Here is a 12,018-nt window from a genome sequence, read left to right on the forward strand (position 1 = left end):
CCGAACCGAACTACCTGATCACTTGGTCACGCATCGGGGGCACATACCCCAGCCAACATAACCCTCCCCTCCGGCCCGCCTCAGGTCCGGTCCGGTACGGCGCGCCGGTCGTTATCCTTAGGGTGTAAAGAGATCTTGGGCGGCAGGGGGTCGCGGGTGGTCGTCTACGCGGGGCAGGGTGACGCCCGCCGTACCATGGCGTTGTTGTGGGGCACGGAGGAGCGCAGGGCGGCGCGGCCGGGGCCCAAGCCGGGGCTGAGCGTCGAGGCGATCGTCGCGGCCGGGATCGAGGTCGCCGACGCCGAGGGGATGGCGGCGCTGTCCATGCGGGCGGTCGGCGAGCGGCTGGGGCGGACCGCGATGGCGCTCTACACCTACGTGCCGAGCAAGACCGAGCTGATCGACCTCATGTACGACCGGGTCCTGGGCGAGCTGCCCGCCACCTACCCGGTCGAGCGCGGGTGGCGTGACGCCGCCGTCGCCTGGGCGCACGATCTGCGGGAGTTCTACATCCGGCACCCGTGGGTGCTTCAGGTGTCGCAGGCGCGGCCGGTGCTGGGGCCGAACGAGTTCACGATGATCGACACCGTGACCGGGATCCTGCGCGGGACCGGGCTGCCGCCCGAGCGGCTGCGCGGGGTCGTCGCGGCGCTGGTCGACGTGGTGCGCGGGGCGGCGCGTACCGTCGCCGAGACCCGGCAGGCGCCCGCCGCCACGGGCGTGTCCGACGAGGAGTGGTGGCGGGCGCGCTCCGCGCTGCTGCTGGAGGTGGCGCCCGACTTCGCCGGGCGCTTCCCCTCGGTGTCGTGGCTGGAGCGGGGCGACGCCGTACCCGTGGCGGAAGGCGAGGTCCCCTACCTGGAGCAGGTGGCGCGGCGCACCTTCGCCGGCAGCCTCGACACGCTCCTGGACGGCGTCACAGGCCGGTGACGCGCATGGTGACGTTGAGCCGTCCGCGCAGGCCGAGCGCGGGGTCGGCGGTGCCCGGGTAGACCTTCGGCACGCCGTGGTAGGCGAAGCGCGAGGGTCCGCCGAAGACGAACAGGTCACCGGACTCCAACCTGATGTCCGTGTACGGCCGGCCGCGCGTGCGCGTGTTCCCGAACCGGAACAGGCACGCGTCGCCGACGCTCAGCGAGACCACCGGGGCGTCGGAACGTTCGTCCTTGTCCTGGTGCATGCCCATTCTGGCCTGGTCGTCATAGAAGTTGATCAGGGCGGTGTCGGGGGCGTAGCCGGCGGCGAGGTCCGGCAGCGTCGCGGCCAGGGCGCGGCGGCCCATCTCGGCCATCCACTCGGGGAAGGCGGCCACCGGGCGGCCGTTCACGTCGTCGGCGGTGCGCGTGTACCGGTACGGCTGCCAGTGCCAGCCCAGGCAGACCGTCCGCACTGACATGACGCCGCCTCCGGGCAGCACGGTGTGCCGGATCGGGACCGGGCCCTTCGCCCACGCCCGGCAGGACTCGACCAGGGCGCGCTGCTCGTCCAGGCCCAGCCAGCCGGGCACGTGCACGGCCCCGGGGGCGACCTCGCGCGGCGGGAGCGGGATCATCGCAGGTGCGCCAGGGTTTCGAGGAGTTCCCGCTCCAGGATGGCGCCCGCCGCGTCGGCGTCCCCCGCGGCTACCGCCTCGACCAGGGCGGCGTGGGCGGCGTCGCCGTGACCGTGTTCGTGGGCGCGGACGTCCAGCAGGTCGAGCAGGTCGATCAGGCCCTTGCGCAGCGCGGGCACGAACTCGGCGAACAGGTCGGTCAGCACCGGGTTGTGCGCGGCGGCGACGACGGCCGCGTGCAACGCGATGTCCGCGTCGATGAACCGGGCGTCCGCCTCTCCCGCGGCGCCACGACCGTCCGCCTCCCCCGCGACGGCGCGGGCGTGCGGATCCGCCACGGCGGTGCCGCGCGCGGACAGTTCCCCTGCGGCGGCGCGGCGGGTGGACAGGGCGGTCTGCAGGGTGGCGAGGTCGGCTTCGGTGCGGCGGTGGGCCGCGAGCCTGGCCGCCTGTACCTCGACGAGCATGCGCACCTCGTACACGTCCCCGATGGCCGCCCGGCGCAACCGGGCGGGCCAGTCCTCCAGGGGTTCCGTCGCCGTCACGAAGACCCCCGAGCCCTGCCTGGGCCGCACCAGCCCGGCCCCGGCCAGCGCGCGGAGCGCCTCGCGGACGGTCGAGCGGCCCACCCCGAGCTGCCCGGCCAGCGTCGTCTCGCCCGGGAGCTTGGCGCCGACGGGCCAGCGGCCCGCGGCGATCTCCGCGCGCAGCGCCTCGGTGGCCTGCTCCACGAGGGGGCTCGGGCGGAGGGCGCCGAGCGGCATCGTGCACCTCTCAGGTTGTCTGAGGAGTTGTGTCTGTGCCACTATACCCGGCATGTCGTACACCGGGCTTCTTCTCGGCTGCCGCGGCGGGGCTTGATCGAGACCGGCACCCCGCCGCGGGGTGCCGTGCTGCCGGTCTTCCCAGGCAGAACGACGAAAGAGGAAGAACCCGTGAATCCGCAACGCCCGAGCGGCATGCCGTACCGGAAATATCGGCCTATCGAGGAGCGGGTCGAGGTGCCGCTGACCGGGCGCCGCTGGCCGGCGAACCGGATCGAGGCCGCTCCCCTGTGGGTGCCCGTGGACCTGCGCGACGGCAACCAGGCGCTGGCCGAGCCCATGGACACCCCGCGCAAGCGCCGCATGTTCGACCTGCTCACCGGCATGGGCTACAAGGAGATCGAGGTCGGCTACCCGTCGGCCAGCCAGACGGACTACGACTTCGTGCGGCATCTGGCGGAGAAGGGCGACGTTCCCGACGACGTGACGGTCGTCGTCTTCACCCCGGCCCGGCGGGACCTGATCGAGCGGACGATCGCCTCGATCGAGGGGCTGCCGCGCACGGTCGTGCACCTGTACACCGCGACGGCGCCGGTCTGGCGGGAGGTGGTGCTCGGGCGGGGCAGGGACGAGGTGCACGCCATGATCAGGAAGGCGGCCGCCTCGGTGGCCCGGCTGGCGAGTGACTCGACCAGGTTCCAGTTCTCGCCCGAGGTGTTCAACCTGACCGAGCCCGACTTCGTCCTGGAGATCTGCGACGGCCTGACCGAGCTGTGGGACGCCTCCCCCGACCGGCCGGTGATCCACAACCTGCCGGCGACGGTCGAGGCGGCCACGCCGAACGTGTACGCCGACCAGATCGAGTACATGCACCGCAACCTGTCCAGGCGCGACTCGGTGATCCTGTCGGTGCACCCGCACAACGACCGCGGCACCGGCGTGGCCTGCGCGGAGCTGGCCGTGCTGGCCGGGGCGCAGCGGGTGGAGGGATGCCTGTTCGGCAACGGCGAGCGCACCGGGAACGTGGACCTGGTCACGCTGGCGCTCAACCTGTACGCCCAGGGCGTCGACCCGATGATCGACTTCTCCGACATCGACCGGGTCCGCGAGGTCGTGGAGCACTGCAACCGCCTCCCGGTCCACCCCCGCCACCCCTACGGCGGCGACCTCGTCTACACCGCCTTCTCCGGCACCCACCAGGACGCCATCAGCAAGGGCCTGGCCCGGCACGCGGGCGGCCACTGGGAGGTGCCCTACCTGCCGATCGACCCGGCCGACGTCGGCCGCACGTACGAGGCGGTGATCAGGGTCAACAGCCAGTCGGGCAAGGGCGGCATCGCCCACCTGCTCAAGACCGGCTACGGCCTGGACCTGCCCGCCCGGCTGCGCGCCGACTTCTCGCAGGTGGTGCAGCGCGCCACCGACGCCAGCGGGCGCGAGGCCACGCCGGAGGACCTGTGGGAGCTGTTCACGGCCACCTACCTGACTCCGGGCCACGTGGGCAAGGTGGACCTGGGCGCGTGGAGCGCGACGCACGACACGTTCACCTGCGCGCTGGGCGGCGCCTCGGGCACCGGCCCCCTGGACGCCCTGACCCGCGTGCTCGCGCGGGCCGGGATCGAGGTCGAGATCCTGGGCCACACCGAGCACGCCACCACGACCGGCCAGGACAGCCCGGCCGCCGCCTACGCCGAGTGCCGCGTGAACGGCGCCACCTGGTGGGGCGCCGGGCAGGACACCTGCGTCCTGACCGCGTCCGTGCGGGCCGTGCTGTCGGCGGTCAACCGCTCGCTCGCGCCCGTTCGGCCCTCTCCGTGAGATAGCGCTGCTCGGGCAGGCTGGTGGTACGGCGGGCCGCCTCCCGATAGGCGTCGCCGGCCGCCTCCGGCTCCCCCGCCAGCTCCAGCAGGTGGGCCCGCACCGCGTACAGCCGGTGATGCCCGGAAAGCGGCTCGGCCAGCGCGTCCACGAGCGCCAGCCCGGCCCGTGGCCCGCGCACCATCGCGACCGCGACGGCATGGTTGAGCCGCACGACGGGATTGTCCGACACGCCGACCAGAAGCTCGTACAGGGCGAGGACCTGCGGCCAGTCGGTCTCCTCGGCCTTGGGCGCCTCGTCGTGGACGGCGGCGATCGCGGCCTGGAGCTGGTAGGGGCCGAGGGCGGTGCCGGCCAGCGCGGCGCTGACCAGGCCGACGCCTTCGGCGATCATCTCCTGGTCCCAGAGCGAGCGGTCCTGCTCGGCCAGCGGGATCAGGCGGCCGTCCGCCCCCGCGCGGGCGGGCCGCCTGGCGTCGGTGAGCAGCATGAGCGCCAGCAGCCCGGCGACCTCGCCGTCGCCGGGCAGCAGCCGGTGTACCGCGCGGGTCAGCCTGACGGCCTCGGCGGTCAGGTCGGTGCGGTGCAGCTCGGGGCCCGAGCTGGCGGTGTAGCCCTCGTTGAAGATCAGGTAGAGCACGTGCAGGACGACGCGGAGCCGTTCGGCCCGCTCGCCCTCCGGCGGCGGCGTGAACCGCGCGCCCGCGGCCTTGATGCTCTGCTTGGCGCGGCTGATGCGCTGGGCCATCGTGGCCTCGGGCACCAGGAAGGCGCGGGCGATCTCGGCGGTGGTGAGGCCGCCGACGGCGCGCAGCGTGAGCGCGAGCTGCGAGGGCGCCGACAGCGCCGGGTGACAGCACAGGAACAGCAGCGTGAGCGTGTCGTCCTGGTCGGGGACCGGTTCCTCCGGCTCCGGGCCGGCCCAGGCGGAGACCGTCTCCTCCCTGCGCCGCCGGGAGGCGTCGCTGCGTACCTGGTCGATGAGGCGGCGGGAGGCGACGGTGACGAGCCAGGCGCGCGGGTTGTCGGGCCGGCCCCGCTCCGGCCACTGGACGGCCGCCTCCAGCAGCGCCTCCTGGACGGCGTCCTCGCACGCGTCGAACTGCTCGTAGCGGCGCACGAGGGCGCCGAGGACCTGAGGCGCGAGCTCGCGGAGCAGGTCCTCGACGGACTTCACCTACTTGACCTCGTCGATGACCGGGCGGATCTCCATGGCGCACAGCGCGGCGTCCGGCCAGCGGGCGGCGATCTCGGTCGCGCGCTCCATGCTGTCGACGTCGACGGTGAGGTAGCCGGCCATGAGCTCCTTGGCCTCCAGGAACGGGCCGTCGGTGACGATCGGCACGCCGTCCCTGACCTTGACCGTGCGCGAGGACTCGGTCAGCGCCATCCCGCCGACGAACTCGCCCGAGGCCCGCAGCTCGTCCATGAGCTCGTCGACCTTGGCCATGACGGTGTCCATGTCCGCCTCGATCGCCTTGCGCGACTCGGCGTTGTTGTAGATCAGCAGCATGTACTTCATGCGCGTGCTCCTCTCGTGTCACCCCTGAGTCGGAGCGAGGCGGCGCTTCTCGACGTCTACGAGGGAGAATACTCAAAGATCAGGGCCGCGCCTCGCGCAGCGTGTGCGCCCACCAGCTCAGCCGCTCCAGCATGTGGTTCAGCTCGGCGTTGCAGGGCGCGGTGGCCTTGGGCCAGGTGCCGTCGGCGGCGAACAGCTCCCAGTAGCACGGCAGCGTGACCGCTTCCCGGATGCCGACGGCGTCGAGTTCGGTGAAGACCTGGCGCAACTGGCCGATGGCGTGGTGCCCGCCGGACTCGCGGCCGTAGCCGACGAAGGCGACGGGCTTGGCCCGCCACTCCTCGTAGAACCAGTCGATCGCGGTCTTCAGCGGCGCGGGGAAGCTGCGGTTGTACTCGGGGGTGACGACGGCGAAGGCGTCGGCCGCGGCCAGGCGCGGCGCCAGGGCGGCGACCTGCGGCGGCAGGGGCTCGTCCGTGTCGGTGAGGTCCGGCGGCAGGCGGGTCTCGGCCAGGTCGACCAGGTCGATCTCCAGGTCGGCGCGGCGTCTCGCCTTCGCGGTCAGCCAGGCGGCGACGGTCGGGCCGAAGCGGCCGTGCCGGGTGCTGGCGACGATGACGGCGAGCCGGATCACGGCTGGATGTTGAGGTTGAGGCGGAACATGTTGCCCGGGTCCCAGGCGCGCTTGACCTCGCGCAGCCGCTCCAGGTTCGCCGCGGTGTAGGCGTGCGCGGTGCGCGCCGGGTCGGCGGCGAAGTTGAGGAAGGACCGTCCTGTCGCGTACGGCAGCGCCACGGGCTTGGTGACGATCACGCTGAACTCGGTGCCCCGGTGGCTGACCGGCCCGGCGTCGGGCCCGGGGGTGGCGATCGCCCCTCCCCAGTGACGCACCTCCACGGCGGCGCCGTCCACGTCCGCGGCGCGCTCCAGGACCTCGTCCGGCAGGTTCTCGTAGAGCTCCAGCGTGACGGCGGGGTTGCCGCCCATGGCCGCGGCGGCGAAGGGGATGGTCCGCAGGTCGTCCTGAAGGACCGTGCCCATGCGGCGCAGCAGCGGCTCGACCGCGGCCCTGTCCGGGCCCATGGCCTTGATCACGAGGGTGCGCTCCCTGGTCAGCACGGCCGCGGTGCTCAACTCGGGCGGCGCGGCGGCGGCCCAGTCGCGGTAGGCGGCCAGTTGGGCGGCGGCGTCGGTGACGGCGAAGGTGACGGTGCCGGCGCAGACCTCCGAGACCGGGTGCAGGCGGAACTCCAGCGAGGTGACCACGCCGAAGTTGCCGCCGCCGCCGCGCAGGGCCCAGAACAGCTCGGGGTTGCGCTCGGCGTCGGCGGTGACGATCCGGCCGTCGGCGGTGACGACCTGGGCGCTGAGGACGCTGTCGGCGGCGAAGCCGTACCTGCGGGCCAGCCAGCCGAGGCCGCCCCCCAGCGTGTAGCCGGTGACGCCGACGGTCGGCGAGGAGCCCGACAGCGGGGCGAGCCCGTACGGCGCGGCGGCGGCGAGCACATCGGCCCAGACGGCGCCGGGGCCCACGGTGGCCGTGCGGCGGTGCGGGTCGACCGTCACGGTGTTCATGGCGGTGGTCTTCAGCAGCAGCCCGCCGTCGGAGGCGACGTGGGTGCCGTGGCCGGTCGCCTGGACCGCCAGCGGGAGCCCGCGCTCACCCGCGGCCAGCACCGCCATGCGCACGTCGTGCGCGGTGAAGGCGCGGGCCACGAGGGCGGGACGGGCGTCCATGGCCGGCTTGAACGGCTGGCCGCGGTGCTCGTCGTAGCCGGTCTGGCCGGGCAGGTAGGCGGTGAACCCGAGGTCGCTGGTGAGCGTCTGCTGCGTCATGGCCCTACTGTGCGCGAGGCCGTTTACGGAATCTTTCTCATCCACTTACGGTGGCCCTTATGCGTTTCGGCATTCTGGGACCTCTGACCGTATGGACGTCCGGCGGCCGGGCCGTCAGCGTGCCGGGACTCAAGGTGAGAGGGCTGCTCAGCGACCTTCTCGTGCACGCGGGGCGGCCGGTTCCGGCCGACCGGCTCGTGGACGACCTGTGGAGCGACGACGAGCTGCCCGGCAACCCGCCGGCCGCGCTGTCGGTCAAGGTGTCGCAGTTGCGCAGGATCCTGGAGGACGCCGAGCCCGGCGCGCGCGAGCTGGTCGCCGGCACCCCCGCGGGCTATGTGCTGCGCGGCCGGAGCGACGCGGCGGACTTCGAGTCGCTGCTGGCGGAGGCGTCGGCCGCCGGGGAGCCGAGGGCGCGCGCCAAGCACCTGGCCGAGGCGCTGGCGCTGTGGCGCGGGCCCGCCTTCGCCGACTTCGCCGACCACGACTTCACCCGCGCCGCCGCCGCGCGCCTGCACGAGCTGCGGCTCACCGCCCGCGAGGACCACGCCGAAATACGGCTGGCGCTCGGCGAGCACGCGGCGCTCGCCGCCGAGCTGGGCGACCTGCTGACCGAGCACCCGCTGCGCGAGCGGCTGCGCGCGGCCCACATGCGCGCCCTGTACCGCTCGGGCCGCCAGAGCGAGGCGTTGGCCAGCTACGAGACACACCGCGAGGTGCTGGCCGAGGAGCTGGGCCTGGACCCCGGCCCGGAGCTGGCCGCGCTCCAGCGGGCCGTACTGGTGCAGGACCCGGCGCTGGCCGCCCCCGCCGCGGCGGTTTCCCCGGGCCCTCTGAAGGGCAACGTGCCCGCCCCGCTGGGCGCGATCATCGGCCGTGCGGACGCGGTCGCCGAGATCCTCGCCAGGGTCGGGGAGGAACGGCTGGTCACCCTGACCGGCCCCGGCGGCGTCGGCAAGACGCGGCTGGCCGTCGAGGTGGCGAACCGCCTCTCGGCACCCGACGGGGTGTGGCTGGTGGAGCTGGCCGCCGTGGACCGGCCGGGCGACGCCGACGCGGTCGCCAGGCTCGCCGAGGCGATCGGCGCCGTGCTGGGCCTTCAGGGCGCGGGCGACCCGGTCGAGCGCCTGGCCGAGACGGTGCGCTCGCGCCACGCCGTCCTGGTCCTGGACAACTGCGAGCACGTGATCGACCCGATCGCGGGCCTGGCCGGGCGGCTGCTCTCCGCCGCGCCGGGGCTGCGGCTGCTGGCCACCAGCCAGGAGCCGCTCGGCCTGGCCGGTGAGCTGGTGTGGAGCGTGCCGCCGCTGCGGGTGCCCGACCCCGGCGAGGACGCCGAGCGTGTACGGCAGGCCGCCGCGGTCCGGCTGTTCGCCGAACGGGCCGCCGCCGCCGACCGGCGCTTCTCCCTCGACGACGAGGCCGCGGCGGCGGTCGCGGTGCTGTGCCGGCGGCTCGACGGGATCCCGCTGGCCCTGGAGCTGGCCGCCACCCGGGTGCGGGCCCTCGGGGTACGCGGGGTCGTGGAGCGGCTGGACGACCGGTTCCGGCTGCTGGCCACCGGGCACCGGGGCGCTCCGCCGAGGCAGCAGACGCTGATGGCGATGATCGACTGGAGCTGGGAGCTGCTCGGCGAGGAGGAGCGGGCGGTGCTGCGGCGGCTGGCCGTGCACGCCGACGGCTGCTCGCTGGAGGCGGCGGAGGAGGTGGGCGGCGGCGACGGGCTCGACGTTCTCGACCTGCTCGCCAGGCTGGTCGACCGGTCGCTGGTGAGCGCGCACGAGGGGCGTTACCGGCTGCTGGAGTCGGTGGCCGCCTACTGCGTGCAGCGGCTGCGGGAGGCGGGTGAGCTGGAGGAGCTGCAGGCCCGGCATCACCGCCACTACGCGGGGCTGGCCGCGCGGGCGGAGCCGTACCTGCGGGGGGAGGAGCAGCGGCACTGGCTGCCGCGGCTGGACGCCGAGGCCGCCAACCTGCGCGCGGCGCTCGGCCACGCGGTCAGGAAGGGCGCCGCCGACGACGCGCTGACGCTGGCCGGAGGGCTCGGCTGGTACTGGTTCCTGCGGGGACGGCTGTCGGAGGGGGTGCGCTCGCTGACGGCGGCCCTGGCCCTGCCCGGCGGCGCGCCGCTCAAGCGGGCGGTGGCGCTGGCGTGGCGGACGGGCCTGGAGTTCCTGCACCGGCCGGAGACCGCAGGCGACGCGGCAGGCCGAGCCGCGCTCCGCGCCGCCGCCCTCGCCGCCTTCGACACGGCCGGACCGGAGAACACGGCCGGACCGGAGAACACGAACGCGCCACAGAACACGAGCGGGCCAGAGAACGCGAACGCGTCAGAGAACGCGGACGGGCCGGAGAAGACGGGCCAGCCGGGAAAAAGTGGCGGGCTGGAGAAGGCGCGGGCTCAGTGGTTTCTGGCCTACACCTCGGTCGACCTGGGCGACATGACGGCGGCGGAGGAGCTGGCCGGCGCGGCGCTGCCGGTCTTCACCGCGCACGGCGACGAGTGGGGCGCGGCGGCGGTGCGTGCCCTGCGGGCCAAGCTCGCGCACGTGCGCGGCGACGCCGCGGGCATCGTGGCCGCCGCCGAACCCAGCAGGGCGGCCTTCACCCGGCTGGGCGACCGATGGGGGCTGATGGAGGCGATCGGCTGGCTGGGCGGCGCGGTCGAGCTGCGCGGCGAGGCGCAGGAGGCGGAACGGCTGCAGCGCGAGGGCCTGCGCATGGCCGAGGAACTGGAGCTGTGGGCCGAGGTCGCGGGACGGCTGGGCTGGGTCGGCTGGCTGGCCTACCAGCGCGGCGACCACGACGAGGCCGCCGCGCTGTGCGAGCGGGGCCTGGAGCTGGCCAGGCTTCAGGGCCACCATCCCTCGCAGGTGCTGGCCGCCATGACGCTGGCCTTCGCCGCCCGCCAGCGTGGCGAGCTGGAGCGGGCCGACGGGCTGCTGCGCGAGATCCGGGCGATGGCCAGCCCTGCCGACGAGGTGGCGGAGCCGCCGCCGTACCTGCCGATCGTGCTGGCGGAGCAGGCGTTCGTGGCCGAGGGCGCCGGCGACCCGCGGCGGGCGCTGCGGCTGAGCCTGGCCGCGCTCGACGCCTCCGACGTGCTGCGCGAGGAGCTGGGCTTCCCGCTCGGGCTGCTGGCGCTCGGCACCGCGCTGGCGGCGGGCGGGCGTCCCGAGCAGGCGGCGGGCCTGATGGCGCGCCACGACGAGCTGCGCGAGGCGGCCACGCTGACCACGGCCGAGCGGCGCGACCGCGACCGTCTCGCCGGGCGGCTGCTGGAGGAGCTGGGCGAGGAGCGATACCACGCGGCGCGGGCCACCGATCTGACCAGAGAAGACCTGATCAATGCGGCAAGAAACATGCCGCAATAGGCTCTAACGTGGGGATTTATGAAGGAACTTTCGTGGCCTGAGGTCAGCGCGCGGCGGCTGTTGCGTCAAGGGCTGGCCGACCCGGTCAAGGACGCCACCCCCGCCGACCTCGCCGCGGCGATGGCCGGCGTCCACGCGCAGGTGCTGTCGGCGGGCGAGCACTCGCTGGCCCTGCGCATGGACGGCGCGACCAGGACCGACGTGCAGAAGGCCCTGTGGCAGGACGGCGGCCTGGTCAAGACCTATGGGCCGCGCGGCACCGTCCACCTGCTGGCCGCCCGCGACCTGCCCATGTGGGTGGGCGCGCTGTCCACGATCCCGCCCGCGCACAACGTCATGCCCGAGGGCGTACGGCTGACGCCGGCCCAGACCGAGGAGGTCGTCGGGGCGATGCGCCGGGTCCTGACCGGCGCGGTGCTGACGATCGACGAGCTCGGCGAGGCGATCGTGGCCGAGACGGGCCCGTGGGCCGGGGACAAGGTCATGCCCGCCTTCCAGGACATGTGGCCACGCTGGCGGCAGGCGGTGGCCCACGCCGCCCACCTGGGCGCGTTGTGCTTCGGGCCGAACCGGGGCAGGAAGGTCACCTTCACCGCCCCGCCCGCCTTCGAGCCCGCCCCGGGGCGCGGTGCGCTGGCCGCGGCGTACCTGCACGCCTACGGCCCGGCCACGCCGCAGCAGTTCGCCCGCTGGCTGGGGACGCCGGTCGGCTGGGCGAGCCAGGCGTTCGGCGAGCTGGAACTGGAGGAGGTGGCCTACGCGGGAGGCAGGGCGTGGGTCCTGGCCGGAGACAGCGGGGCGCCGGCGGCTCCCGCGCAGGGGGTGCGGCTGCTGCCGTACTTCGACGCGTACACGATCGCCGGGCAGCCGCGCGAGCTGCTGTTTCCCGGCCGGGCGTTCGAGCGGGCGCTGGCCAGGGGGCAGGCGGGCAACTATCCGCTGGTCCTGCTGGACGGCATCGTCGGCGGGGTGTGGCACCAGCGGCGCTCCGGGAAGAAGATCGCGGTCACCTTGGAGACGCTCGAACCCCTCTCCCGCGCCCACCGCGACGAGCTGGACGAGCAGGTCGCGAGGATCGGCGAGATCATGGAGGGCACGCCCACGCTGACGATCGGCCAGGTCACGGTGGGCCCGCACGCATAACCTGGACGC

General features: G+C 74.3%; 10 protein-coding genes. 4 read left to right on the forward strand and 6 right to left on the reverse strand.

Annotated elements, in window-relative coordinates:
• Positions 1-156: 156 nt before the first annotated feature.
• Positions 157-930: a TetR/AcrR family transcriptional regulator gene (locus ACIBEJ_RS36315; RefSeq protein WP_397187456.1), complete on the forward strand. Its 774-nt coding sequence runs from the start codon at positions 157-159 to the stop codon at positions 928-930.
• On the opposite strand, the gene ACIBEJ_RS36320 is transcribed toward ACIBEJ_RS36315, so the two are convergent.
• Both ACIBEJ_RS36320 and ACIBEJ_RS36325 read right to left on the reverse strand, forming a co-directional pair.
• Positions 917-1,552 (reverse strand): alpha-ketoglutarate-dependent dioxygenase AlkB family protein, encoded by a 636-nt coding sequence (locus ACIBEJ_RS36320; protein ID WP_397187457.1) that lies wholly within the window; start codon positions 1,550-1,552, stop codon positions 917-919. The genes ACIBEJ_RS36315 and ACIBEJ_RS36320 overlap by 14 nt on opposite strands.
• A complete protein-coding gene (locus tag ACIBEJ_RS36325) occupies positions 1,549-2,316 on the reverse strand; it encodes a GntR family transcriptional regulator (RefSeq protein WP_397187458.1) in 768 nt (255 codons plus the stop codon). The genes ACIBEJ_RS36320 and ACIBEJ_RS36325 overlap by 4 nt, the downstream gene beginning before the upstream one ends.
• Before the next feature lie 195 nt (positions 2,317-2,511).
• Here ACIBEJ_RS36325 and ACIBEJ_RS36330 point away from each other — a divergent pair, with 195 nt between their 5' ends.
• The gene (locus ACIBEJ_RS36330) at positions 2,512-4,134 is read left to right on the forward strand and encodes a 2-isopropylmalate synthase (protein WP_397187892.1); all 1,623 of its coding nucleotides are present in this window, start codon (positions 2,512-2,514) and stop codon (positions 4,132-4,134) included.
• On the opposite strand, the gene ACIBEJ_RS36335 is transcribed toward ACIBEJ_RS36330, so the two are convergent.
• The 4 genes from ACIBEJ_RS36335 to ACIBEJ_RS36350 all read right to left on the reverse strand — a co-directional run bounded on the left by ACIBEJ_RS36335 (position 4,097) and on the right by ACIBEJ_RS36350 (position 7,492).
• Entirely contained in the window at positions 4,097-5,311 is a 1,215-nt protein-coding gene (locus ACIBEJ_RS36335) for an RNA polymerase sigma factor (protein ID WP_397187459.1), read from the reverse strand. The genes ACIBEJ_RS36330 and ACIBEJ_RS36335 overlap by 38 nt on opposite strands.
• The gene (locus tag ACIBEJ_RS36340; RefSeq protein WP_397187460.1) at positions 5,312-5,656 is read right to left on the reverse strand and encodes a YciI family protein; all 345 of its coding nucleotides are present in this window, start codon (positions 5,654-5,656) and stop codon (positions 5,312-5,314) included. It abuts the gene before it with no gap.
• 79 nt (positions 5,657-5,735) lie between these two features.
• Positions 5,736-6,290, reverse strand: a complete 555-nt coding sequence (locus ACIBEJ_RS36345; protein ID WP_397187461.1) for an NADPH-dependent FMN reductase — start codon at positions 6,288-6,290, stop codon at positions 5,736-5,738.
• On the reverse strand, positions 6,287-7,492 hold the full coding sequence (locus ACIBEJ_RS36350) for an FAD-binding oxidoreductase (RefSeq protein ID WP_397187462.1): 1,206 nt from the start codon (positions 7,490-7,492) through the stop codon (positions 6,287-6,289). The genes ACIBEJ_RS36345 and ACIBEJ_RS36350 overlap by 4 nt, the downstream gene beginning before the upstream one ends.
• A gap of 59 nt (positions 7,493-7,551) precedes the next feature.
• Here ACIBEJ_RS36350 and ACIBEJ_RS36355 point away from each other — a divergent pair, with 59 nt between their 5' ends.
• Both ACIBEJ_RS36355 and ACIBEJ_RS36360 read left to right on the forward strand, forming a co-directional pair.
• Positions 7,552-10,866 (forward strand): BTAD domain-containing putative transcriptional regulator, encoded by a 3,315-nt coding sequence (locus ACIBEJ_RS36355; protein ID WP_397187463.1) that lies wholly within the window; start codon positions 7,552-7,554, stop codon positions 10,864-10,866.
• A gap of 18 nt (positions 10,867-10,884) precedes the next feature.
• Complete coding sequence (locus ACIBEJ_RS36360) at positions 10,885-12,009, forward strand: winged helix DNA-binding domain-containing protein (protein WP_397187464.1); 1,125 nt, start codon at positions 10,885-10,887, stop codon at positions 12,007-12,009.
• Positions 12,010-12,018: the final 9 nt, after the last annotated feature.

This window comes from Nonomuraea sp. NPDC050790 (assembly GCF_044456745.1).
Lineage (GTDB): Bacteria > Actinomycetota > Actinomycetes > Streptosporangiales > Streptosporangiaceae > Nonomuraea.

Coding starts and splice junctions, on each gene's coding strand:
- ACIBEJ_RS36320 (WP_397187457.1), bottom strand. CDS start 1,552: ATGATCCCGCTCCCGCCGCGCGAGGTCGCCCCCGGGGCCGTGCACGTG.
- ACIBEJ_RS36325 (WP_397187458.1), bottom strand. CDS start 2,316: ATGCCGCTCGGCGCCCTCCGCCCGAGCCCCCTCGTGGAGCAGGCCACC.
- ACIBEJ_RS36330 (WP_397187892.1), top strand. CDS start 2,512: ATGCCGTACCGGAAATATCGGCCTATCGAGGAGCGGGTCGAGGTGCCG.
- ACIBEJ_RS36340 (WP_397187460.1), bottom strand. CDS start 5,656: ATGAAGTACATGCTGCTGATCTACAACAACGCCGAGTCGCGCAAGGCG.
- ACIBEJ_RS36350 (WP_397187462.1), bottom strand. CDS start 7,492: ATGACGCAGCAGACGCTCACCAGCGACCTCGGGTTCACCGCCTACCTG.
- ACIBEJ_RS36355 (WP_397187463.1), top strand. CDS start 7,552: ATGCGTTTCGGCATTCTGGGACCTCTGACCGTATGGACGTCCGGCGGC.
- ACIBEJ_RS36360 (WP_397187464.1), top strand. CDS start 10,885: ATGAAGGAACTTTCGTGGCCTGAGGTCAGCGCGCGGCGGCTGTTGCGT.